This window comes from Hyphomicrobium sp. (assembly GCF_035548195.1).
In the GTDB taxonomy this organism is placed as follows: Bacteria; Pseudomonadota; Alphaproteobacteria; order Rhizobiales; family Hyphomicrobiaceae; genus Hyphomicrobium_B.
The window spans coordinates 1-23,869 of the sequence record NZ_DASZTY010000034.1 but is presented as its reverse complement, the minus strand read 5'-3'; the positions used below and the strand labels follow the sequence as shown (position 1 = coordinate 23,869).

The 23,869-nt window shown below is 57.2% G+C and carries 22 protein-coding genes; 18 read left to right on the top strand and 4 right to left on the bottom strand.

Translation table 11 applies throughout. The features are described from left to right. The first annotated feature begins 1 nt into the window (after window position 1). The gene (locus VHB22_RS13120) at window positions 2-1,030 is read left to right on the top strand and encodes a glycosyltransferase family 2 protein (protein ID WP_325457433.1); all 1,029 of its coding nucleotides are present in this window, start codon (window positions 2-4) and stop codon (window positions 1,028-1,030) included. On the opposite strand, the gene VHB22_RS13115 is transcribed toward VHB22_RS13120, so the two are convergent. From VHB22_RS13115 to VHB22_RS13105, 3 genes are read right to left on the bottom strand one after another with little or no spacing between them, the layout of a single operon-like run. Next, window positions 1,005-2,480 (bottom strand): lipopolysaccharide biosynthesis protein, encoded by a 1,476-nt coding sequence (locus tag VHB22_RS13115; RefSeq protein WP_325457432.1) that lies wholly within the window; start codon window positions 2,478-2,480, stop codon window positions 1,005-1,007. The genes VHB22_RS13120 and VHB22_RS13115 overlap by 26 nt on opposite strands. Before the next feature lie 47 nt (window positions 2,481-2,527). Next, complete coding sequence (locus tag VHB22_RS13110) at window positions 2,528-3,559, bottom strand: phosphoribosyltransferase (RefSeq protein WP_325457431.1); 1,032 nt, start codon at window positions 3,557-3,559, stop codon at window positions 2,528-2,530. A gap of 20 nt (window positions 3,560-3,579) precedes the next feature. Continuing rightward, window positions 3,580-4,293, bottom strand: coding sequence for a sugar transferase (locus VHB22_RS13105; protein WP_325457430.1), 714 nt, complete (start codon window positions 4,291-4,293; stop codon window positions 3,580-3,582). Between the two features lie 294 nt (window positions 4,294-4,587). Here VHB22_RS13105 and VHB22_RS13100 point away from each other — a divergent pair, with 294 nt between their 5' ends. From VHB22_RS13100 to VHB22_RS13070, 7 genes are all read left to right on the top strand, one after another. Next, on the top strand, window positions 4,588-6,255 hold the full coding sequence (locus VHB22_RS13100) for a GNVR domain-containing protein (protein WP_325457429.1): 1,668 nt from the start codon (window positions 4,588-4,590) through the stop codon (window positions 6,253-6,255). A gap of 28 nt (window positions 6,256-6,283) precedes the next feature. Continuing rightward, complete coding sequence (locus VHB22_RS13095; protein ID WP_325457428.1) at window positions 6,284-8,134, top strand: WecB/TagA/CpsF family glycosyltransferase; 1,851 nt, start codon at window positions 6,284-6,286, stop codon at window positions 8,132-8,134. Then, window positions 8,131-9,444 carry a polysaccharide biosynthesis protein GumE gene (locus VHB22_RS13090; protein WP_325457427.1) on the top strand — a complete coding sequence of 438 codons (1,314 nt, stop codon included), beginning with the start codon at window positions 8,131-8,133 and terminating at the stop codon, window positions 9,442-9,444. The genes VHB22_RS13095 and VHB22_RS13090 overlap by 4 nt, the downstream gene beginning before the upstream one ends. Next, a complete protein-coding gene (locus VHB22_RS13085) occupies window positions 9,435-10,325 on the top strand; it encodes a glycosyltransferase family A protein (RefSeq protein ID WP_325457426.1) in 891 nt (296 codons plus the stop codon). The genes VHB22_RS13090 and VHB22_RS13085 overlap by 10 nt, the downstream gene beginning before the upstream one ends. After that, the gene (locus VHB22_RS13080; RefSeq protein WP_325457425.1) at window positions 10,315-11,385 is read left to right on the top strand and encodes a glycoside hydrolase family 5 protein; all 1,071 of its coding nucleotides are present in this window, start codon (window positions 10,315-10,317) and stop codon (window positions 11,383-11,385) included. Before VHB22_RS13085 ends, VHB22_RS13080 begins: the two co-directional genes overlap by 11 nt. Window positions 11,386-11,469: 84 nt before the next feature. Continuing rightward, window positions 11,470-12,231, top strand: coding sequence for a class I SAM-dependent methyltransferase (locus tag VHB22_RS13075; protein ID WP_325457424.1), 762 nt, complete (start codon window positions 11,470-11,472; stop codon window positions 12,229-12,231). 208 nt (window positions 12,232-12,439) lie between these two features. Then, complete coding sequence (locus tag VHB22_RS13070) at window positions 12,440-12,703, top strand: hypothetical protein (RefSeq protein WP_325457423.1); 264 nt, start codon at window positions 12,440-12,442, stop codon at window positions 12,701-12,703. Window positions 12,704-12,720: 17 nt separating this feature from the next. On the opposite strand, the gene VHB22_RS13065 is transcribed toward VHB22_RS13070, so the two are convergent. Then, window positions 12,721-13,014 (bottom strand): MliC family protein, encoded by a 294-nt coding sequence (locus VHB22_RS13065; protein ID WP_325457422.1) that lies wholly within the window; start codon window positions 13,012-13,014, stop codon window positions 12,721-12,723. Between the two features lie 308 nt (window positions 13,015-13,322). Here VHB22_RS13065 and VHB22_RS13060 point away from each other — a divergent pair, with 308 nt between their 5' ends. The 10 genes from VHB22_RS13060 (at window position 13,323) to VHB22_RS13015 (ending at window position 23,770) form a co-directional block, all read left to right on the top strand. After that, on the top strand, window positions 13,323-13,724 hold the full coding sequence (locus VHB22_RS13060) for a response regulator (RefSeq protein ID WP_325457421.1): 402 nt from the start codon (window positions 13,323-13,325) through the stop codon (window positions 13,722-13,724). 6 nt (window positions 13,725-13,730) lie between these two features. Further along, window positions 13,731-14,141 (top strand): response regulator, encoded by a 411-nt coding sequence (locus VHB22_RS13055; RefSeq protein WP_325457420.1) that lies wholly within the window; start codon window positions 13,731-13,733, stop codon window positions 14,139-14,141. Window positions 14,142-14,518: 377 nt separating this feature from the next. Continuing rightward, window positions 14,519-14,641: a hypothetical protein gene (locus VHB22_RS13050; protein WP_325457419.1), complete on the top strand. Its 123-nt coding sequence runs from the start codon at window positions 14,519-14,521 to the stop codon at window positions 14,639-14,641. 148 nt (window positions 14,642-14,789) lie between these two features. Continuing rightward, window positions 14,790-15,119 (top strand): hypothetical protein, encoded by a 330-nt coding sequence (locus VHB22_RS13045; protein WP_325457418.1) that lies wholly within the window; start codon window positions 14,790-14,792, stop codon window positions 15,117-15,119. An 87-nt stretch (window positions 15,120-15,206) separates the two neighbouring features. After that, window positions 15,207-15,398, top strand: a complete 192-nt coding sequence (locus tag VHB22_RS13040) for a CsbD family protein (RefSeq protein WP_325457417.1) — start codon at window positions 15,207-15,209, stop codon at window positions 15,396-15,398. Between the two features lie 68 nt (window positions 15,399-15,466). Next, on the top strand, window positions 15,467-15,667 hold the full coding sequence (locus VHB22_RS13035; RefSeq protein WP_325457416.1) for an aa3-type cytochrome c oxidase subunit IV: 201 nt from the start codon (window positions 15,467-15,469) through the stop codon (window positions 15,665-15,667). A 460-nt stretch (window positions 15,668-16,127) separates the two neighbouring features. Further along, window positions 16,128-16,496 carry a hypothetical protein gene (locus VHB22_RS13030; protein WP_325457415.1) on the top strand — a complete coding sequence of 123 codons (369 nt, stop codon included), beginning with the start codon at window positions 16,128-16,130 and terminating at the stop codon, window positions 16,494-16,496. After that, on the top strand, window positions 16,480-18,288 hold the full coding sequence (locus VHB22_RS13025; RefSeq protein ID WP_325457414.1) for an ATP-binding protein: 1,809 nt from the start codon (window positions 16,480-16,482) through the stop codon (window positions 18,286-18,288). The genes VHB22_RS13030 and VHB22_RS13025 overlap by 17 nt, the downstream gene beginning before the upstream one ends. Before the next feature lie 1,102 nt (window positions 18,289-19,390). Further along, on the top strand, window positions 19,391-22,555 hold the full coding sequence (locus VHB22_RS13020) for a multidrug efflux RND transporter permease subunit (protein ID WP_325457413.1): 3,165 nt from the start codon (window positions 19,391-19,393) through the stop codon (window positions 22,553-22,555). 15 nt (window positions 22,556-22,570) lie between these two features. Further along, window positions 22,571-23,770, top strand: a complete 1,200-nt coding sequence (locus VHB22_RS13015; protein ID WP_325457412.1) for an efflux RND transporter periplasmic adaptor subunit — start codon at window positions 22,571-22,573, stop codon at window positions 23,768-23,770. Window positions 23,771-23,869 lie beyond the last annotated feature (99 nt).

The window sequence follows — 23,869 nt, the reverse complement described above, 5'->3', positions numbered from 1 at the left end:
CATGGAGAAACAGCTCGCAAGCGCCAGCTTTTCGGTGGTTATTCCAAGTTTCAATCGCGCCGCGACGATTGTGGAGGCGATCGAAAGTGTTTTACGGCAGACGGTTCCCGCAAAGGAGATCATTGTCGTTGACGATGGTTCGACAGATGACAGTTTGCATCGCATAGCGAGCATCGGGTCTCCGCTTGTCAAAGTCCTGGTGAACGCTCGAAATCTCGGAGCAACCGCGGCGCGGAATCGCGGCGCTAAAGCGGCAACCGGGGAGTGGCTTGCATTTCTCGACAGCGACGATTCCTGGCACCCGGAAAAGCTTTCTGCGGAGCGTGCGGCCATTGCGTCAGGTGGTGATGACGTCACGGCGATAGCTTCCAACCACGTGCTCGTTATTGATGGGCGCATTTCCGGGAATGCGACGCAGAAAGAACTCGTGCCGGATTTGGCATGTCGATTGCGGACCGAAAACTTTCTCGGAACGTGCTCTTGCATGACGATACGGCGGACGGCGTTCCTCGCCATCGGCGGGTTCAATGAACAGCTGAAGTCCTGTCAGGATTGGGATCTTTGGCTGCGCGCCGCGCGTGTGGGAACGGTGCTGATCTCGACGCCGGCTTACGTCTTTTATCGGTTCAATACGCGCGACAGTATCTCCGGCGACGGCCGCAAACGGCAATCCGGCCACGTCCATATCTGGAAATCTCATATCCGCGACGGACGTCATCTGGGAGGTGACCGTACTAGCCTGGCGCTGACGTTTGCCGATGTTTGCCTGAACCGCGGCAAACGGAAATCTTTCCGCAGGTTGTGCCGTTACGCGCTGCGAGTGGAGCCGCGCAGGTTTCGCCAGATCGGCGCCATGCTGATCCACGGCGGGATGGCGCCCGACTACATGAGCTATCGGCGCCGGATGGAGCGCTCGATTGAAGTCATGCAACGGGTGCGCCGCGGATTTGGCCGCAGCTGTCCGCGGTCGGAGATTGCGGCCGCGCCAGCAGTCAGAGTCTTGCCTATCGCGCGAAGCGCGCGCGAATAAATTCGGCGTTCTGGAAAAGATAGGCGCGCTTTTCCGGAAAAAGCAGCAGGAAGGTGACATAGACGGCATAGCTTGCGCTCACGAGGCATCCGCATGCCAGGATGTCAGGTGTCTTGATGAGTGGTTTGAGGGTAACCAGTACAGCTGCCGCCACCACCGTCGCTAGCGCATGCGGTAGCGCCATTATGTAGAGATCGCGTGTCGTCACCGGGCCCGCGCGTCCGGTCGCTGCCCAGATCACCGGAAGTCGGACCAGATAATCGGAAATCGTATACGCCGCGGCGACGCCGACCGGCCCCCAGTGCAAGCCTCCGACGAATGCCGCGACCGTCGTCACCGCTCCGAATAGACCGATCTGAAAGAAACCGCCGCCGCGCCCCTGGCTGATGTAGAGCCAGCCTATGGTCGAAGTCATGACTTGTTGCAGTCCGGCGATTCCGAGCCATGCAAATATCGGGGCTGAGCTTAGCCAGCGCTCGCCGAGTAGGATGCGAAAGACGTCCTCGGAATAAATCGTCGCGAACAGAATGGCCGGTTGGGTGCCGAGAAGGAGAATCGAAACGCACTCCATGTACGCGCGCTTGTATCGCTGTGGGTCGGGGAGGAGGCGCGACAGCATCGGGATCATGACGCGGCCGATGGGTGCGTGTATCTGGGAGAGCGGAAAAAGCAGCAAGCGGTACGCGCGGTCGTAGAAGCCTAGCGCGGTGTCGCCGAAAAATTTTCCGATAAGGAGTTTATCGGCATTGCGGGACAGGTAATTCGCCAGATTGAAGCCGGATACGCCGGAGCCGAAGCCGATCATTGCGCGCGTCTCGGGACCGAGGTCCGGTTTGCCTGGGCGAAATCCGCTGCGGATCCAGCAACCGACCAGTGTGACGAGTGCCGAGGCGCACGCCGCCGCGTAGAGCGCCCAGTAGCTGGCGAACTGCCATGCCAACCAAATTCCCACGACCAAGCTGGCAGCCATTGCAAGAGCATCGATCAGCGCAAGCTCTGCAAACCGCATATGGCGATTGAGCAGCGCGAAGGGAATAGCTTGAACACCGCCGGCTATGATTGGTGCGGCGAATGCAATCGTGAGGTCCTTCAATCTCGGCTCGTGGAAAAAACGCGCGATAGCGGGAGCGCAAACGGCCAGGAGCATTGCCAACAAACATGCAATGCAGGTCGCGATCCAAAATAGAGAGTTCAATTGCCCTTGGCTGATCTTATCGCGCTGAATAACGGCCTGTGTCGTTCCGAGATCCTGAATCATCGTAACGAGCGCCGTCACGGTTGCAGCCATGGCTATGAGACCGAAGTCTGACGGTGCCAACAAGCGAGCCGTGATAACCGTGAAGGCAAAACCCGCAGCCACCCGCCACGCCTGCGCCGCGCCCATGAAGAAGACATGCTTCGCCGCCTCGCCGCGCGTGCCGCTTGGAACGGGGTTCTGGATTTCGACCATCGATGCCGTTCCTCATATTGGCGAATTCTGTCTGATTTCGAGGCAGATCAGCCGCCGCGTCGACTGAATGTCTTGAGTGCTTGGTAGACCTCGGGACTAACCGCAGACTGGACTGCGCGTCCGACCATTTTTCGCGCGAGCGATTTTACCGTCGGTTCAGCCGCTTTATAGCGCGTGGGAAGGGTGCGAAGACGCTGCGCAAGCGCGACGCCGGACAGGGGTTCGGGAGTAAACAGCTCTTGCGAGCCGATCGATAGCACGGGCTTGCCGGCAAGGCGGCAAATGTCGCGTGCCTGCTCGCGTTCGCTTTCAATGAACAGCAACGCACCCGGCTTTCGTGCGTAGACCTCGGCTTTGAATGCTCCGTGCGCGCTCGATTTCAGGCGCGCCTCCCGCGTCGGCAGATCGAGCATGATCAGCTCGCCATACACAATGCCGCGGTTCCGAAGCCAAGACTCCGTTTCGTTTCGATATTTTTCGAGGCGGCTCGTTACCAACCAGCCGATCGGCCGCGTCGGCGTGTGAACGGGCGGCGCATTGAGAAGGAACCTGACGTAGTTCTCGCCGTCATCATTCTCCTGTTCCGTTGGATCAGTGCAAAGTACCCCGTCGATATCCACACAACAGCATTCGAGCATGTTGTGGTGCATGACGTTCCATTGGAACAGCCTCGGTTGCGGGACAACCTTGAGCGTAATATCGACGCCGTCGCAGCGAGACGACGTTCCGTAGACTACGCAAAAACTGAACGGAATTTCGGGGAACGCGGAAAGTAAGTGCTCTCGCGCCTCCCGTATCGATTGTCCGGTGTCGGCGCTATCGTCGATGACCAACACGCGGCGCGCCTTGTGGGGATCGCCTTCCAGCAAGTCTCGGCGGCGGGTTCGGCCCGAGCACAAGATGCGGCCTGCCAGAAAGCCTTCGACATCCGTGATGGGGACGTTCAGCGCGAGTGCCATAAGCGTTCCGGCAAGAAGACCGCTTCTTGGGATTCCCACGACGAGTTCGACGTCGCCAGGAATGAGAGGCAGACCTGCAATAACGTCGTCATTGAGATCGGCAACCGATCGATAATTCATCGAAGCCTCCTCGGTAGGCGCTAATTGCCGGTGCCGCGGAGCACTTCTGTTTTGAGGGTCGTCCAGAGGATGCGTAAGTCGAGCAGGAGCGACCAGTGTTCGACGTATGCAAGATCGTAGGCGATACGTGCCTTTGCGAATTTGGCATCTGCGGTGCTTCCCCGCAGCTCGTTGATTTGCGCCAGTCCGGTCAAACCAGGACGTACATGGTGGCGCTCGAAGTAGGATGGCACCAGGGCCTCATACATCATTCCGCCAGCGCGCATGCCAGGCACGTGCGGCCGGGGACCGACGAGAGACATATCACCTTGCAGAACATTTATAAGCTGGGGCAGTTCATCGATGTTAGTGCGGCGAAGAAACCGGCCGAGTGGCGTAACGCGAGGATCACCGTTCCGAGTCTGATTGACGCCAGAAGCGTCGGCAGCATGAGTAAACATCGTGCGGAACTTCAGGATGGTGAACTGCCCGTTGCCTAGTCCATAGCGCCGCTGGCGGAAGAACACCGGGCCCGCGGAAGTCATTTTGATTGCCAATGCGGTTGCTACGGACACCGGCGCCAGAACGAGCAGCAACACAGCAGAGATGAGAACATCCATTGCGCGTTTGAGCACAACGGAGACTCCGGCGCCGGGCGTCGCAGAATGACACAAGCCGACTGTGGTGTTGTGAGCAGACCCGGAAAAACTCTGTTGGCCTGACTCCAAACTTCGCCTTGCGACACTGACTGTCATCACTCGTCCCCTCTAACAACTATCGACGCAAACATCGCGTCGCTTGCCCTCGTACGCTGCGCCGCAAAGCTCAAACCTTGCACCGCGTCGAAAAGAAAAGTGAGGCTTCGCTCAAAGGTTCCGATCTGAGCCGTTTCGCCGCACTGCAGTATTTCGTAACCCGATTTTCGGGCTGGGGAATATCGCTTCCTACTTAGGCTCTTCGCTGGTGCAACAAATAGAGGGGAACTATCGCTCAAACGTTCAGTTGCGCAGCCGAGATTTCGCTTTGTCCTTATGCAAGGAGCGAACAAAATGGTGCACCGCAAGAGTGCGGAGCCGACCATTGGCCTAGCGCATGCGCCGTCGGTTTTTTTGGAAGCACTGAAATGGCGGAAGGGGATCGTTCTTGCCTGGTGTGCCCTTGGCCTTGCCGTGTCGGCAGCAATGCTCCTCTCGGTGCAACCGCGCTATATCGCGACGGCCGAGCTTCAGCTCGGCGTGTCTTCGGTCGGCGCAAGGACTGAGAGCGCACCGCTCGTTGAAAGTCAGATTGCGATCCTCAAGAGCGGCCGACTCGCTAAATCCGTCATCGACAAACGTGACTTATGGAAAGACGCCGAGCTTGCTTGTCGGGCGCGCGGGCTGCTTCAGCGCATTTTGAGCCTACCCGGATCTTCGTGCTCGGTGCCGCGCGGAACTGCAGTCGATCGCGACACCATTCTTGCCAACTTTCAAAATGATACCAGCGTCGTGCGCGCCGGGCGCAGCTTCGTGGCAGACGTCTCTTTCATCTCGGACGATCCGAAGAAAGCCGCGGCCGTGGCTAACGCACTTGCTGCGGCGTACGTCGCGTATCAGTCGGAGGTTGAAACGCGCGACGTCGAGCAAGCCGGCACGCGTCTCGCAGATCACCTCGCAGAGCTTCGCGAGAAGTCCGGAGCTGCTTCGGCGGCCGTCGACAAACTGAAAGGTAACCGCGCGGCCAGACAGGTGCCCTCCAGCGATCAGGTGCGGGCACTCGAGTCGAAATCGCAGGCGTACCAGGGGATCTACCAAACGCTTCTCGATCGTTACGCACGGTCCGTCGGCGAGCAAGCCTCTCCCGTCACAGAAGCGCGGATTATCAGCGAAGCAGAGCCGCCCAGCCACTGGAGCGAACCCGACATTCCTCTGGTGCTGTTATTAGGAGCCGGTGCCGGGCTATTGGTCGGCGTCGCCGTTGCCATGCGTAAAGAGCATGTTGCGCGTCCCGTTCGTTCACTCGAGCAGATCGAACGCGACATTGGCGTCCGGGCATTGGGGATCGTTCCACTGGTCCAGGGACGACGGCTGCTGCCCGCCTTGCATCAAGCTCCGCCGCTTCTGCTGCACGACCGCGGCGATGCTTTGCGCGGCGTCAAGATCGCCGTCAATGAGCTATGTGCTCGCGATACTCCCGAGACAACCGTGATCGGTGTCGTCTCCGCGTATCAGGGAGAAGGCAAATCGACTGTTGCGTTCAACCTCGCGGTTCTTGAGGTCGAAAGCAGGAGGCGCGTGCTGCTGGTCGATGCAAATCTGCATCGGCCATCGCTGGGATTGAGTTTGCCGCACGGAACGCTGCTTCCACCTTTGGAGGGACGCGCAGCGCTCTCCGACATGGTCACGCGAAGCGAGCTGGGCTTCGATTTTCTCGGTGAATGCTCTGGCGAACCTTCGATTCATCCCGCCGACCTCTTGGGCTCGCGCGCGATGCGAGATCTGATTCGCTCCGCGCGCGATCATTATGATTGCGTCGTCTGTGATCTCCCCAATGTCCTCGGCCACGCAGATGTGCAGGCGGCTGCCGATATCTTCGACGCTTTGATCATGGTCACCGAATGGGGCCGGACGCCGTCCGCTGCAGCGATGCGCGCCGCGCTGAAATCCACCGTGATCTCCGACCGCCTGGTGGGCGTCATCATCAATAAGGCGCCGCTCGGACAGAGCGCGATTGCCTAATCACGTCCTGCAGAGAGGAGAACCGGAAATGCGCGTTCTGCATGTCGTTCGTCAATTTCATCCCGCGATCGGCGGCCTCGAGGGGGTCGTGCATGACCTGAGTGTCGAGCAGAGGCGTGCCGGCATCGAGGCCGATGTGCTGACGCTCAATCGCGAATTCCGCGATACGCGCAACCGGCTTCAGGAGAGCGACGTGGTCGATGGCGTCCCTGTGCACCGCATCGGTTACATCGGATCGGCACGCTATCCGATCGCGCCAAAAGTTCTTTCGCATCTTAAGTCGTATGACCTTATCCATGTGCATGGCGTCGACTTTTTTTGCGACTACCTGGCGCTTACGGCACCGATCCATCGCAAGCCGCTTGTGCTGACGACGCATGGCGGCTTCTTCCACACGAGCTTCGCCCGCAAGCTCAAGCAAATCTATTTCCAAACAGTCACACGATGCGCGCTCTCATCCTACAAGCGCGTTTTCGCGTGTAGTGCATCCGATGCGGAAACGTTCCGCACTGTTGCCGCAGACCGTCTGAAGCATATCGACAACGGAGTCGATATCGAGAAGTTCGCCGCTGTGTCGTCTTCCGTATTCAAGCCGTCGTTTGGCTATTTCGGCCGGATTGCCTCTCACAAGGGGCTCGAACGCGCGATCGAGACGCTCGAAATTTTGAGGGCGCAGTTCCCCTCGGTAGAGCTGTGCGTGATTGGAAACGATGCGGACGGTACGCTCGGCCACTTGCGGATCAAATATGCTCCGCACTTGCGGAATGGTTGGCTAAAAATTGAGACTGGTCTTAGCGATGCATCCATCGCCCGCCGTTTGCGAGACTGCAGTTTCTTTATTAGCGCCTCAGAGTACGAAGGCTTCGGCCTTGCGCTTGTCGAAGCATTGTCCGCCGGCTTGGTGCCAATCGTCAGTCAGATCCCGAGCTTCAGGCAAATCATCGACGGGGCAGGCGTCGGACACGTTGTCGATTTTAGTGATTCGGCGCGTGCCGTGCGGGAAATTGCGCCAATCATTCAGCAAACGGCGACGCAATACGCAACGTTGCGTACGCGCGCGATGGAGTCGGTCAAGTCTTATGGGTGGCAGGGTGTCGAGCGACGATTTCGGGACGAATACGAGCAAATCCTTGGACTCAAACGGCGTACCATCCTGGGGGTCAACTTCGAGCCCATGCGACGTCCACAAGCCGTCGAGAAGATTGACGGTGCGTTCGATAGCGGCCGCATGCTGCGCATCGCATTTGCCAACGCGCATACGCTGACTTTGTCGAAGAATAATTCAGCTTTTCGCAAAGCGCTCACTCGCTTTCTTGTGCTCAATGACGGCGTGGGTGTCGATCTTGCAAGCCGTCTCAAGTTCGGCATAACTTTTCCCGATAATCTCAACGGCACAGATTTCGTGCCTTATTATCTGAGCCACACGCAGCACCGGCTTCGGATTTTTCTCGTTGGCTCGCGGCCAGAGGTGGTCAACGAGGCGGCACGGCGCTTTGCGGTGACTTGGCCGCAGCATCAGGTCATCGGCGCGTGCGATGGCTATTTTCGTAACGAGCAACACATCGAAAGTGTTTGTCGCGTCATCAAGGATATGAGAGCCGATCTGCTTTTGGTCGGACTCGGCAATCCTCTGCAGGAAATGTGGATTGCCGACCGCGCCGCGGCCACAGGAGCGCGAGTGCAGATGGGGGTCGGCGCGCTTTTCGATTTCGTATCAGGGCAGGTGCCACGGGCTCCGGTGTGGGTGAGGGGTCTGCGCTGCGAGTGGATGTATCGGTTGATGCGTGAACCGCGTCGGATGTTCTCCCGTTATATTCTCGGTGGCGTTATGTTCATGGGGTACGTGCTGGGCGACCGGAGAACAAGGCTTTCTCCATGATACGGTCCGTCGGCAGCGACTATCCGTTCACTTATCAGTCCGTCGCCGCTCCTGCCGACGACGTCAACTTCCGCATTATGCCAGCGCTCATTCTGGTCGCTAGCATGAGCTTCAATGTGGTTCTGGCGTTTGTCAACGGGCACGTCATGGGCGTGCCAACCGCGCTCGTCATCGGAGCTCAAGCATCTTTGACTGCCGCAGCGTTTGGTCTCGCGCTCTTGGCGTGGAAGCCGCAAATGGAACCGTCGCTGGTGCTGATCGTGATATTGGGCCTGTTTGCCGTCTTTCGCGGTCTTTTTATGGCGCAGCCGGATCCGAAGCTGTTGAGCGACGTGGCGACCATTCCAATCTTCATGATGCTCGGCATGGCGTTCGATCAGCGCGGCCTCGGGCGCGCGGTGCTCGCTCTGCATACGATTGTTTTCGTCGTCTTTCTGGTCGAGGTTCTGGCGCCGCACGTCTATTCGGATCTGTTGCAAATCCAGGATTATTACATCAAGACACGAGGGAATAAGCTCGACCAGTTTTACAATACCAATTCCGAATTGTTCATCAGTGCGACGCGTCCCGATGCGCGTCTCTTTTCGTTTGTGGATTGGCCGCGATCTTCGTCGATCTTTCTTGAGCCGGTGTCCCTCGGAAATTATTGCAGCATCATCGTCGTGTTCGCTTGTTCATGTTTCAGCCGTCTCGGCTGGCCGTCTGTTGCCTATCTGATCATCACGTCCGGAGCCATGCTCGTCGGCTGCGACGGCCGTCTTGCAACGGCGACATGCGTTCTGATCATTATCGTTTGTGCGATCGCGCCATTGCTGCCGTCGCGATCGGCGGTTCTTTATCTACCCGTGACCGTTGCCTTTGTCTTCGCGCTTGTCATCGGCGCCGGTTTGAAATCAGGTACGGACGATTTTCCCGGCCGTCTCGCTTATACCGTCGAGCTTCTGCAGAGCTACGACGTTTCGGAGTACCTCGGTCTTTCCAACGAACTCATCGGAAAGGCCATGGATGCCGGTGTCGCCTATCTCATCACGACCCAGTCGCTTCCGGGGCTGCTTTTGATTTGGGCATACATTGGATGGGGCGGGCGAGAGGATACGCCTGAGCAGGTGCGTTTCACGCACGGGCTGTCGCTCTATCTGGCTCTGTCGATGATGGTCAGCTACTCGTTTTTGTCGATCAAGACAGGCGCTTTGCTGTGGTTCATCCAGGGTGCCTTGCAGTCCACCTCCGCACGCTGGGAAACCGGGAGATTTGCAGATCAGGATGAAAGGCAGATCCTAACAGCAAGGGAGAAAAGCTTATGGGCGTGATGATCTCGCTTATCGTCTGCACGCTGGGCCGCGAAGCTTCGTTGCGCCGTCTGCTCACCTCGCTGTCGGAGCAGACCTACAGTCCGTATGAAATCATCGTAGCGGATCAAAATCCGATTGGATACCTCGATCTTCTGCTCGACGCTTATCCGTCCCTTCCAATTATTCGCGTCCGATCCGAGAAAGGTCTTTCACGCGGGCGCAACGTTGGACTGAAGCGCGCCTCGGGAACCATCATCGGCTTTCCCGATGATGATTGCTGGTACGATCGCCACGTTCTTCCGTTCGTCGACGATTTCTTCGCATCCAATCCCGAGATCGATTTGCTCTCCGGGCGCACACTCGATGCGGATGGCAACGACAGCGTCAATCGTTATGCGCCCGAGAGCGGGCCGATTACGCGCGCGAACGTCTTTGCCACGGGGAACTCCAATACGATCTTCATCCGGCGCGAGGCGGCCAACGCGGTACAGGGATTCGACGAGACGCTCGGCGTCGGCGCGAGCACACCGTTTCAGGCTGGGGAGGAGAGCGATTTCCTGCTGCGGTGTTTGGACCGTGGCCATCGCGGCTTCTATGACCGAACGTTCACCGTTCGCCATGATCAAGTCCACGAATCCGCCGAGCGATTGCATACCTACTCCGTTGGCTTCGGCCGCGTGGCACGCCTGCACAATCTCGGGCCGTCGTTATTTCTCGCGCGCAACGTCCGCACCGTGCTCGGCGGTTGCCTCCGGATGGCCAAGGGCGATTTCGAAGGGGCACGGCAGCGCTACATCTGTTTGACGGGATCCATGCGCGGCTACGTGGCGCCATTGCCCGTTGAGTCGACGCGCCCGGCGGCTGACGCTTCGACGAGAGGAGCACCGGATGGGACATAAAGCAACGCGCCGGTCTGTCGTGTGTGGCGGGCTCGCGCTCACGCTTGGCAGTGCTGCGCAGATCCGTCGTGCGCAAGGCGCAAGCAGGCGCAAGCTCGCCTTTGCGGGAGTTAATCTTGCCGGCGCAGAGTTCGGCAACGTTCCGGGGCGATACGGTTTCGACTACGCCTATCCGACACCAGCAAATATCGACTATTTCGCGAGGCTTGGATTCAACCTCATTCGCCTACCCTTCCGTTGGGAGAGATTGCAGCCAAGGCTCGGCGCGGCGCTCGCGCTCGGAGAGCAAGCAAGGCTGACTGGCGTTGTGGAGTACGCGCGCGCGCAAGGTCTATCGGTCATTCTCGATCCTCACAATTACGCGCGCCGCCGCGTCGAGGACGATCATTGGGCCGCCGACCATTTCATCGGCGCGAATATGGTACCGGTCGAAGCCTTCGCAGATTTCTGGGAACGTCTCGCCGAGACCTACAAATCCAATCCGCGTGCCATCTTCGGTCTCATGAATGAGCCCGCTGGGATAAGCGTAGATGCCTGGCTTCCTGCGGCCAATGCCGCCGTTGCAAGCATTCGGAAGACGGGTGCAGAAAACCTCATTTTGGTGCCAGGCGTCGCCTATACCGGCGCTCATTCGTGGTTATCGTCCGGCAATACTCGGATGCGGGAGATCGCAGATCCCGCCAACAGGTTCGCGTTCGAGGTGCATCAGTATCTCGATCAGGATTCGTCGGGAACCAAACCCAACGCCGTGAGCGCGACGATCGGATCCGAACGTATCGGGAAGTTCCAAGATTGGGCCAGGGAGAATCGCTTCACCGCTGTGCTTGGCGAGTTCGGTGCGGCCGACAACACCCTTTCATTGGCGGCTTTGGACGATTTGTGCCGGACGATGGAGGCTAATTCGGACGTTTGGCTCGGCTGGACCGCCTGGGCGGCAGGACCCCGGTGGCCGGACAATTACATGTTCAACCTCAACCCATACAAAGATGGCCGAACACGAAAGCAGACCCAGATTCTTGCGGAGTATGCGAAGCGCATTGGCCGTGTCGATAAAGGTTGACACCCTTTGTTTGCGCAACGTCTGCCGGCGTTACTTTTAGCGGCCGGCGACGCGCCGAGCGTCGATCAACACAAGGAGCGAAGAATGTCGTCGTCAATTGTCAAGCAACTGGCCATAGCCACCGTAGGCAGGGACGTCGGTATGGAAATTCGCCGCCATGTCCAGAATTGGTCGCGTCCGGTTGGACGGTTCGGCTACAGGTTGAACAGAGCCGTCGCGGCGCCTCTGCACAGAGTGGTGCTTAATCCCGTAAATCGGGCGCGCTATCGCGGACGCCAAAATCGCCGGCTGGAAATAGGACCCGGTCATGACGTCCTCGAAGGATTTGAGACGCTGGACGTGACGACGAGGCGCAACGTGACGTATGTCGGCAACGCGTTGCGACTGCCGCTTCCTTCCGATGCGTTTGCCGTGGTCTACGCGAGCCATATCATTGAGCATATTCCTTGGTATCAGGTCGCTGGGGCAATCCGCGAATGGGTTCGCGTTCTGAAACCCGGGGGCGTTCTGCAGATTTGGACTCCAAATGGGCTTCGCATCGCCAAGGCGTTCGTCGACGCCGAGGAAAGCGGATCGCAGGACTTTTATCGTGACGGGTGGTGGCGTTTCAATTCCGAGCGCGATGCCTGCAAATGGGCCTCTGGACGCTTCTATTCTTATGGAGACGGCAGCGGGCGAAGCCACCCGAATTGGCACATGTCCCTGTTTTCGCCTCGTTACCTTTGCGGACTTCTTGAGGACGCGGGGCTTACAGACGTCAGGGAAATGGACCACAGCGAAGTGCGCGGCCACGATCACGGCTGGATCAATCTTGGTGTGTGCGGCACGAAACGGAGTATCTCGTAACGATTGACGGAAGCGGGTGCTGAGGGCGATTGTTGCGCGGCGCGTCGCTGCAGGTGGCGGCATATTGGGGCCGTCTTCAAAGCTCATAAGTTTGTCCGACGTTCCTTGGCGTACACGTATTGCCAAACGGAAGATGGTTTCGCCGGTCTTATCCGTACGCTAATCTTCGCTGCACAGGGTATTGGCAACTCAGCAGTGAGCTAAGAACATGGACACTTACAGCAAGTTTGTGCAGACGATCATTGCGGTCGCGCTCGTTTGGCTTTGCGTTCGTCCAATGCTTGAAAGCAATCCGGTCGACGCTCAGACAATAACGAACGTTCGCGTCGTGGATTTCGATATCCGCAGGCCAATACCTGTCGTCAGCGATGGAACGTTTCCGGTAAATATCGTTGGATCAGCTGGTCCACTCGCGGTCAAATTGTCGGGCCCGCTGCCGTTGCCGATCGTGACCCGATGGGCGCCGCAGTAAACGCTGGGTACTAACGCTCAACGCTTGCAGGTTGTGACGTTTCCGGCCTGCCTCAGCGTCGCCTGCGAACCTTTGGCCCAAAATTCGGTGACTCCACCAGCGTATCTTGCGCCGTCCGCGGATATAACCTGTGGCAGGCTTATGCGTTCGTTCGACTTCAGGAATATGAGTTCGACAGAGCCGAGCCCTTGCTTCGGCACGACAAACGTTGCGTCAAGGCGGGTATTGTCATCGCAGATATATTCTTCGGCAACGGCCTGGGACATGGGAATCGCCGCTAGCACCATTGTCGTCGTCAGATGCGCCTTCATCGTGCTCTCCTTGCGCCTCGGCATCGATGGGCAGCGGAGTGCCGCCCGTCGATCGATCGTTCAAACGTTCATCCTAGTATGGCAGTTCCTGAACTTATCCGGCAGACGGATAATTACTCGCCCGGTGCGAAGACCGCCAAACGGTCAATGGGAGGCTTGCACCGATAGGAGGTAGCTATCGCCCGGACGGCGGTTTCGAGGGCAAAGCGTGGGTTGACGACGTTTGTTAATCCCTGCTCTTGATGGAACAACAGCGAAGTGTTCGGCATTTCAGCTAGAAATGTCGAGGGGAGGCAGTTATCCAGCAGGTGTCGTTCAGCGATCAAGAGACAACAGGTCAAACCATTCTCGTCGTGGAAGACGAAGTGATGTTGCGACTTGATCTCAGCCAACAGCTCCGCCAAGGGGGCTTTGACGTTATCGAGGCCGACGGTGCAGACGAAGCCGTCGCCTTATTGGAAAACACCCATATTGATGCCGTCGTGACGGACATTCGGATGCCTGGTGACATCGATGGCCGCGATCTCGTCGTATGGGTTCGCCGCAAGATTGCGAAAGCCAAAATCGTGGTCGTTTCCGCTTACGTCGATCCAACCTGGAACTTGCCTGCAGATGTAATTTTGCCGAAACCTGTGCGCATAGAAAAGCTGCTGCAGACGCTGCGACAGATATTGCCGCCTGGGGAACATACCGGTCCCGGGGGAAGTTAGGCCGTCATGGTTGATCCTGGCAAACAAAGCAGCGTGAACACGGTTCTTGTTGTCGAAGATGAAGTTCTGGTTCGCATGCCGATCGCGCAATATCTCCGTGAGTGCGGCTATCGCGTGATCGAGGCCGCCAACGTGGATGAGGCCTTTACGGTTCTTCAGAACGTGCACCTCCGCATCGATGTGGTGTTTACAGCGGCTGAGTTCGCAGAAGGGCAGGACGGGTTTGCGTTGGTGAGATGGCTTCGCGAGCATCGTGTGAACGTCAAAGTGGTCATGGCTGGAACAGCGAAGCGGGCTGCCAACATCGCGGGAACGCTGTGTGAGGAAGGGCCGATGCTCCGAAAGCCGTACCACAGTTCGACTGTGGAAAAATTAATTCGCAGGCTCATGGCGAACAAGGAAAGCGACCGTCGCTGAAACTGCATTGAGCAATGGGGAAAGGGCATCCTGCGTCGCTGAAAGATGCGTTGCAAGTGATCGCTCGGCCAATTCCACTAAATGACGGCGCACCAAAAATCAGGCGCGAAAGCGTAATTGTAAACGCCGGGTTGCGCGCTCCTCGTGGCGGCTGATGGAGAGTATAAAGCGACGCCCCGGCCAGGGGGAGCCGGGGCGCCGGAAACTTCCACGGCGTGAGGGGAATGCACTCGGGAAGTGCCGCCGTAGTATTTGCAATACGTATGAGGCCTCTGCCGGTTCCCGAGGTATCCGCACTATTTCAATAATGATAGCCAAGACGGTGCAACGAATTCACGTCTCCGGCGTTTGGGGAATGACATCCTGGAGTGTTCCCCGTGACTTATGGCTTGATTGCTCTCGTTCATGCGATCCCCGCGATCGCCAGCGCCATCATTCTTCCCTTGCTCGCCATTTTCGGCGTGGCCTATTTGATTACAGGCGCCTGGAAACTGCCCTAAGGGCGTATTCCTCCTATTTCGTTTTTTCATCGAGACACCTCACGGGCTTGGGGATGAGTGCGTCTGAATGTTGACAAGCTCCTAGTTCGTACGCTGTCTATTCCTTGCGCGTACATCCTGTGCGGGCGGGATAGCGAGGGAGAGTAGCATGAATTGGAGAATTTGTGGTTTTATCGTCCTGGGCCTGGGGTTGGTTTCGAGTGCGACCGACGCCGACGCGAGATGGCGGCGTTACGATAATTGCAAGGCACCTCTTGATGGCGTGGCCACGGGAAAGGGGCTTCTGGGTCTTGGTAGCGAGAGGGCGCGGGAAGCGGCTCGCGATAATTGGGAAGCGTCCGCCGAGGACCTCTATGGCCGTGCTTATGCCAACCTCAACCGCGCCATCAATGTTCGATGGGATTGCAAGAAAGGCGCAGTCGTCACAGCCAAATGCGTGGTTACAGCGCAGCCCTGTGCGGCGCGTATCAGTGGCTGATGATTTTTGATCCGTCCTGCGGCGGGTTCTGGAACTTGCAGACAAGACGATGCGTTGAGGTAGGCTTACCTCAATGGAGGTTTCGTCATGGGTAGCAACACGGATAGGATAAAAGGGGCGGTCGATACGGCCGTCGGCAAAGCCAAGGAGAAAGTGGGCCATGCCATCGGCTCGGATAAGCTCCAAGCCAAAGGCGTCGCTCAAATTCTTAAGGGAAAGGCGGAGACCGGAATGGGAAAGGCCAAGTCCGGTCTCAAGAAAGGTATCGACAGGATCTAGGCCCATTGATGCATTAATGGATCCTTGTGCGCGCAAGGATCCATTTTCAAATGAGACAGGAGATCGTCATGGCCGCTCTTACGTCGTTTGGTATCCTGGAACGAGAAGGCGAACTCCGAGGTGCATCGGAGCCTTCCGGATATGTTCCGGATCGCGCGGATTTCGACGAACACATCCGCACGTACCGTGCATTCAAGAAAATCCTCCTGATTGCCATAGCGCATATTGCGGTTTTGCTGGCGCTCATGGGCTTTTTTTTGGTCGGATGAGCCTCGGCGCCGTCTTCTTGATTGGGGAATTGGCGTGGTTGAGTTGCTGTTAGCAAGAAGCAGTGCTCTTTGCGAAAATCTTATGCAGTTCAATTGCGGCGTTCGATGGGGCGCGGGTCGCGTCGCTTCGTTGCGTCCGGGCGTGGGGGAACCGGTCCGGGTACGCTGAAGATGAAACATCTCCTTTGGTGCGACGCGCCTTTCAAAAAGGCCTTGGACTATTATCGAACAGAAACGAACCGAGCGGCTTTCCTTGAAATTACGGGATGCCCTGCATTCAGGCGACTATGGCGTTACGATTTCTCGGAGCCCGTGGCGCGGTTCGAGCAATTGTGATGCGGGGTTTAAGCCGGCAGTAACCTAGACAAGGGATCTTTTTATTGTTTTTGGCCTCTGGAGCGCGGACTTAAGTTTTACCCCCCAATATGTGAACGCAGCACATTTTGATGATAAACTTTCGATGTTCGAATCTCTCGACTCCTTCGATGGCCAGATTTTTGATAGCCGGAATCTCCTTCGAATGCAGGGCTATCTTGATCCTGCGAGCTTTCGGGAGATCATTGAGGATTTTAAGTCTGCTCTGGAAGGACGGTTGCGAGACCTCGACCGGTTGGACGGTTCGCGGTCCGATGTTGCCAGTGTCTGCCACGATCTTCTGAATTTCGCCGGAACTCTCGGCCTTTTTGAATTGAAGGCCGCCACCGAACGGTGGTCTGCATCTGCGGATAGCGGAGAGCAATCCTTTGAGCGTGCCATCGCAGACGTTCGCGTTGCTGGCGATCGCGCCCTCGCAGTTCTTAAAGATTATCTCCATGCTCCAAATTGCTAATTACCGGCTCGACCGCGAGCAACTCGTGGCGCTCGCCCAGGCAACGCCTTATGCGATGCTTGGCTACGCAATTAACGTCTTGCTTGCCTGCATGGCATTCTGGGGTAATGTTTCGAGCCTGGAACTTGGGCTCTGGACAGCCTTTTCGCTTGTAGTCTGCGGGACAGTCGTCGCTCGTGCGCGCATGAAGCCACGAGATCGCCAATCGTTCAGCAAAGGCCGAGATGCGGGTCCGGCTATTCTCTTCTCAATTCTGCTTGCCCTGCCGTGGTCGTTCCTGGCAACGCGCTGGCTTGGTGCGGTTTCTGGAAATGACTTGGTGGTCTTATTGGCACTCGCCGTCGGCATGGCGGCGAGCGGGAGTATCCTGCTCGCTCCTGTACCAATCGCCGCCATCGTTTATGCCGCGACGATTCTCGTGCCGGTCGCCGTCAAGTTTCTCGTTCTCGGTGGTCGCGAGAATGTCGTTCTCGCCGGGCTTGCGGTCAGCTTTCTGTTCTTTCTCATCGTGTTGATTGCGGTTACGGGAAGGATGTTTTTAGAGCGCTTGGATGCGGTTCGTAAGGCAAAGCAGGCTTATGACAAGGCGCAGCGCGCGACCGATGCGAAGTCCGAATTCTTCGCGACTATGAGCCACGAGATACGCACTCCGCTCAATAGCGTCATCGGTTATACGAGCCTTGTCTTGGCGCGGCGAAATTTGCGTGATGAGGATGCTCGTGATCTTGCGGTTGTGCGCGACGCCGGCCGCGCGTTGTTGTCTGTCGTCAATGACATTCTGGATTTTTCGGCTCTCGAAGCGGGCCGGCTGAAACTCGTGCGAGGCGCCGTTCTTTTAAGACCGATCGTCGAGAGCTGCCTGGCGTTGATACTTGTTGAGGCGCGAAAGAAGGGGTTGTCTCTGAATTGCGAGATCGATCGTGCCTTGGATGACTTGCCCATTTACGCCGATGGTCAGAGAATTCGGCAGGTTCTGCTCAATCTCATCGGAAACGCGGTAAAGTTCACAGCGCAAGGGTCTGTCACGGTAGAGGTCAACTGTCGAAAGCGGTCACCTCAATCGGTCACGGTTCATTTCTCGGTGCGGGATACGGGGCCGGGCATTCCTTCAGCGTCTATTCCCGATCTTTTCAAACGATTCAGCCAACTTGATAGCAGCCGCGAACGCCGATTTGGCGGTTCCGGTCTGGGACTCGCCATTTGCAAGCGCATCGTTGAGGCCAAGGGCGGAACGATCGGAGTTGAAAGCCAACTCGGAGTTGGTTCCATGTTCTGGTTCGAGATCGCTTTCGCTTTGAGCAAGGTCAAGCCGGCCGATACGCCGGCTGTGATGGAGGTTGTTTTGCCTAAGGCCGAGAGCAAACACATTCTTATTGTCGACGATGTCGAACCCAACAGGCGATTGACTGCGACTGTTCTCAAGAGCGTTGGACATCGCGTCACAACAGCGGCAAGCGGGCAAGAAGCGATCGCGCGAGTTTCTGCGGCCGACTACGATCTTGTGTTGATGGATGTGCAGATGCCCGGGATGAGCGGGCTCGCGGCGACCAAGAATATTAAACGTCTCGGCGGGAAACGAGCGTCTATTCCGATAATCGGAATGACGGCGAATATATTCCCGGATGATATCGCAAACTGCTATGCGGCCGGCATGGTCGGACATCTCGGTAAGCCGTTCGAATTCGACGAGCTTATCCGCTGCGTCGAAGCAGCGCTGGATGTCGATCAAGCTCCGGAGAGTGCTTCATCGAGGGAACAAAGTTTTCCGGAAGATTCTGCCTGTGTGGGTTGAGACGTGACGCTCTTTTCCAAGGCGGTTCTGCCTGGGAAATGCGATCACGCTTGGCGCGTGCCGGACTTCATTCGGCGATACAAGACAACGGCGACACTCAACAGTAACGCCAGGGCGGCCACCGCACCGTTCGCATTAATTTCAGGAGCTGGAGAGTGTCCGCCGTGACCGTGCCCGCCTCCAAAACAATTCCAGAGGGCGATACAAAAATCGTAGAACGCATGCATGCTGTCAGTCCGAGCTGATTTTAGAGACTTCACAGCTAGATTTGTTTCGTTGTGGCATCAACCGTTGCGGTTTGTTTGGGTTAACGATACGGCGAATGCGGTCTGCTGCACGGGGCCAACTTTCACGCGGATCATCCGCGAGTCATCCGCCGATTACCACCTGGGGCCTACATAAGGCGGTTGCTCGCGCGCGTCGGCGCAATATTCTCCGTTCCAGTATTTGTATTCACCGCAATTCGCGGGTCGTGGCGGCGGCAGCCATTCAGGAACAGGATCGAAGGCGGGGGGCGGTGCATATTCGTATCGATGCGGCAGGGGCGGATCATCGATCCCATCGTCGTAAAATTCATAGGATCGCCGGGAATTGACGGGGGTGGCGAGACGAAAAGTCTTTTCTTCTGCAGTTCGAAGAAGAGGCAGCGCGGCATTCGCGAAACCTGACGACGAGCAAATGCCGGTTGCCGTGAGACAGGCGAAGATTATTGCTGCATTTCGCACAACTCGTTCCCGACATCACTTGCCAATTTTCGGCAATCTAATGGTCGAGTTCGGCGGCGGGTATTCCCGCGCTGATAAATCGGTTAACCCTTTCTTCCCGCCGCTCCGAAACTTGGAGTTTGCTATCTGGCTGTGAGGCGCGGAGGACACAGTACAGTCCTCGCGATTTGCCTGAGGCTTGCCAATCTTCCAGCGGTCTCCGACATCGCTCCATTGAGGGCAAGTTAGGACACTCTTGGACGCTGCTTCGGCTCCGACTTTCCGGGAAGCATTTTGAAATTTCCGGTCGGTTCGCGAGTGGGAGGCTTGCGCGCGGGTTTGTGCTCAGCCCATAAGGTCCGCGACGAAGTCCGGGGGATTAAGGTTCGTATCGGTCAATGGTCAATTTCTTCATTCATCGGCCGATTTTTGCCTCGGCAATCGCCGTCATCATGGTGCTGGCCGGGACGATCTGTTACTTCCTGCTACCGGTCGCTCAGCTTCCAGATGTAACGCCGCCGCAGGTTGTCGTTAGCGCGATTTATCCGGGCGCGAGCGCGCAGGTTGTCGCCGACACGGTTACGACACCGCTTGAGCAGCAGATAAATGGCGTCGAGGGCATGACGTATATGTCCTCGTCGAGCTCGAATGACGGGTCGTCGACGATCACGATTACGTTCGACGTGGGATATCCGCTCAGTATCGCGGCTGTCGATGTGCAGAACCGCGTCGCGCAGGCAGCATCATCGTTGCCGCCGATCGTCAATCAGGCCGGCGTCACGATCAGAAAGCAGAACCCGAATTTCGTTTTGATCGTCAACCTGATTTCTCCGGACCATTCGGTCGATCCGGTGGCGCTCAGCAATTATGCGTATTTGCAAATTGTCGATCCGCTCAAGCGTCTGCAGGGTGTCGGCGATGTCCAGATTTTCGGCGAGCGCCGCTATTCGATGCGCATTTGGCTCGATCCCGACAAGCTTTCGCAACTCGGCGTCACGGCGGTCGATGTGCAAAACGCCGTTGCCGAGCAGAACATCCAAGTCGCCGCGGGTAAGATCGGTCAATCTCCTGCTCCGCCGGGAACGCCCTTCGAGCTACAGGTGAATGCCACGGGGCGTCTCAGCAGCCCCGAGGAATTCGGCAATATCGTTCTCCGTTCGAATCCGTCGACGGGCGCTATCATTCGCCTTCGCGATGTCGCACGTATCGAACTCGGCGCCTTGCAGTATTCTTCGACTGCGTTCTTTGGTGAGGATCCGTCCGTGGTGCTTGGCGTCTTTCAGATGCCTGGTTCCAACGCTCTCGACCTGCAGAAACGTGTCCTGGATAAGATGCAGGAACTATCAAAGCGATTTCCGAAAGGGATTGCTTACGCGATGCATTACGATACGACACGCTTCGTATCGGCTGCGATGCGCGATGTGGTTTTTACGCTGACCGAAGCGCTACTGCTCGTCGTATTGGTCGTCTATATCTTTCTGCAAAGTTGGCGCACCACGATCATTCCGACGATTGCCATTCCGGTCTCCCTGATTGCCACTCTGGTCGTGATGCATCTGCTGGGCTTTTCGCTGAACATGCTCAGTCTTCTCGGCATGGTTCTCGCTATTGGCCTTGTTGTGGACGACGCGATTGTCGTCGTCGAGAATGTCGAAAGGCAGCTCGAAGAAGGTCTCGAACCGATGCCGGCGGCCTTGAAGGCCATGTCTGAGGTGACCGGCCCGATCATCGCCACAACCGCCGTTTTAATGGCCGTCTTCATACCGGTTGCTTTTATTCCCGGCGTTTCGGGGCGTCTTTACAATCAGTTCGCATTGACGGTGGCCATCTCGGTCGGAATATCGGCATTCAATTCGTTGACGCTTAGTCCGGCGTTGGCGGCAGCGTTTCTGAAACCACGAACGCATACGCCGTTTTTTCTGTTTCGCTGGTTCAATGCCGGATTCGGTTGGCTCTCGCATGCTTACGCCGAGCTTGTCCGGTTCCTGATTCGTATACGCTGGATGATGATTGCGCTTTTCGCTGGTGTGCTCGGGCTGACCTATACGGTCTCGCAGCGTATTCCATCGACGTTTTTGCCGGTCGAAGACCAAGGTTACTTCTTCGTCGTCATCCAATTGCCGGATGGCGCCTCGCTGCAACGCACCGACGAGGTGGCTAAGAAAGTTCGTGCTATTCTTCAGGCGACGCCTGGAATCGACACTGTCGGCTCGATTAGCGGCCTGAACTTTCTGACCAACGCGGCGCAATCGAGCGCGGCGGTTGAGTTCGCAATCCTGAAACCTTGGGATGAGCGGCCACCCGAACAGAATGCGTCCCGTATCGTCGCGAATGTTCGCGGCAAGCTGCTGCAAATTCCGGAAGCGATCGTATTGAGTTTCGATCCGCCGTCGATTCCAGGTCTGGGCACCACCGGCGGTTTCGAATTCCAGGTCGAAGACCTAACGGGACGCGGAAGTCAGGCATTGAATGAAGTCACCCAGGCGCTTCTTGCCGAGGCTCGCAAGCAGCCCGAACTTGAGGCCCAGCAGTTGTTCACGTCGTTTTCGACCTCCACGCCGCAGTTCGACTATGATCTGGACCGGTCGAAGGCCAAACTGTTGGGGCTCAGTTTGCCTGACGTGTTCAATACGCTCCAGATTTATTTGGGGTCACTCTACGTCAATGACTTCAATCTTTTTGGCCGTACGTTTCGAGTGACCATCCAAGCCGATAAAGGGGCTCGCGCGACCGCGTCCGACCTATCGCGGCTGTATGTTCGCAACGCCTCCGGCGGAATGGTGCCGTTGAGCACGCTTGGCAAGCTCAAACCGATTGTGGGTCCCGAGACAGTTCCCCATTACAACAATTACGAGTCGGCATTGGTCAATGGCGGTCCGGCACCGGGATACAGCACCGGACAGGCCATAACTGCGATGGAGCGGGCGGCGGCGAAGGCACTGCCGCGAGATTTCGGATATGAGTGGACCGGCATCACTTATCAGGAACTGAAGGCGGGTTCGATTGCCATCGTCGTTTTTGCGTTGGCAACGGTTTTTGTATTCCTCATTCTTGCGGCTCAGTATGAAAGCTGGTCGATGCCCTTCATGGTCTTGCTCGCGGTGCCGCTTGCTTTATTCGGCGCGCTACTTGCGATCTGGGTACGCGGCATGCAGATCGACGTCTATTCGCAGATCGGATTCGTCATGCTCATCGGCTTGTCGGCAAAGAATGCGATTTTGATCGTCGAGTTTGCCAAGCGGCGGCGGGAGGAGGGATTGTCTATCGTTGAGGCTGCGATGGAGGCAGGCCGTCTCCGATTGCGTCCGATTCTCATGACCGCTTTTGCGTTCATTTTGGGCGTCGTGCCATTGATGCTGGCAACGGGTGCTGGCGCCGCAAGTCGTCAGTCGATCGGTACAACTGTTTTTGGCGGTATGCTTGCCGCTACGATATTGACGCTTTTATTCGTGCCGGTCTTTTACGCCACGATCGAGCGCATTCGTGAGGGCCGGGACGACCGGGATAAGGCATCGCGGGGCCGCGAGGGTCATTCGGACTCCAATCCGGTTGCAGCAGAATAATCGAGGCAGATGCTCATGCGTATTCGGAAATTTGCTTTGGCCGCGCTCGTACTTATCGCCGGCAGCGCGGTGACTTTCGATTTCTGGCCACAGATTTCGAGCAAGCTCGAAACGGCCGAAAAGGAATTGGCGCAGAAACCTTCTGCACCTGCCGCTGCGCCACCCTTTGCTATGCCTGTTCCCGTTACGCACATCGTGAAGAAAACCGTCCCCGTCTATCTGGAATATTCAGCGCGTACGGAATCTATTCGAAACATAACGCTTCAGGCTCGCGTTTCCGGCTATGTCGAGGAGCAGCATGTTCCCGATGGCGCCGATGTTGCTGCGGGCACGCTGCTTTATACGATCGATCCGCGAGATTATCAGGCGGCACTAGATCAGGCGAAGGCGCAGAAGCTCAGGGATGAGGCCGCGCGTGATTACGCAAAATCCAATCTCAATCGCGGAACGGCGCTTGCGAAAGACGGTTGGTTGGCGAAGGATACCTTCGATCAAAGGACGAGCGCGCTTCATCAAGCCGAAGCTTCGCTTATACTCGATGACGCGTTGATCCGCACCGCGGAGCTCAATCTCGGGTATACACGCATCGTTGCCCCATTCGCCGGCAGACTCGGAAAGAATCTTGCTCCTGTGGGCACGTTGATCAGCGTCGCGGGCGCACCACTGAATACTCTCGTTCAGCTCGATCCGATTTACGTTACGTTCAATCCGAGCGAGACGAATCTCGCTTCTATCGAAAAGGTTCGATTGAGTGGCTCTGTCGCCGCAGAGGTGTTTGTGCCGGGTGAGATGCAGGCGCGCTACAAAGGCAAGGTGACGTTTGTTGACAATGCTGTCGACCAGCAGACGGGAACGGTGGTTGCTCGCGCGACGATCGGAAACAAGGATTTTTCTCTTCTTCCCGGTCAGTATGTGCGGGTCAAGCTGAAGGTCGGCGAAGAGGCCGATGCTTTAATGGTGCCTCGGACGGCGCTTGGCTCCAGTCAGCTCGGAAAATATCTTTATATTGTCGACAAGGACAACAAAGCGGAGCAGCGCCTCGTTACAACGGGTCCCATCGATGGAGATCTTGTCAGCGTCGTCGGGCCCAACGAAAGCGATCTTGTGATCACCGGCAATCTTCAGAAAATTGCTCCGGGCGTACCTGTGCAGCCACTGCCTCCATCGCCCGTCGCGAGTGAAGCCAGCGGTGCTAAGCAGGCGGCCGAATTTTGATCTCGAACACGTCTCGCACGATACATTTACGCGTTCTCGTAAGCTGGGGATAAGTACCCCGTTGACCGCAAGGATCGTGGCGGGACTAGTTATTTCGCG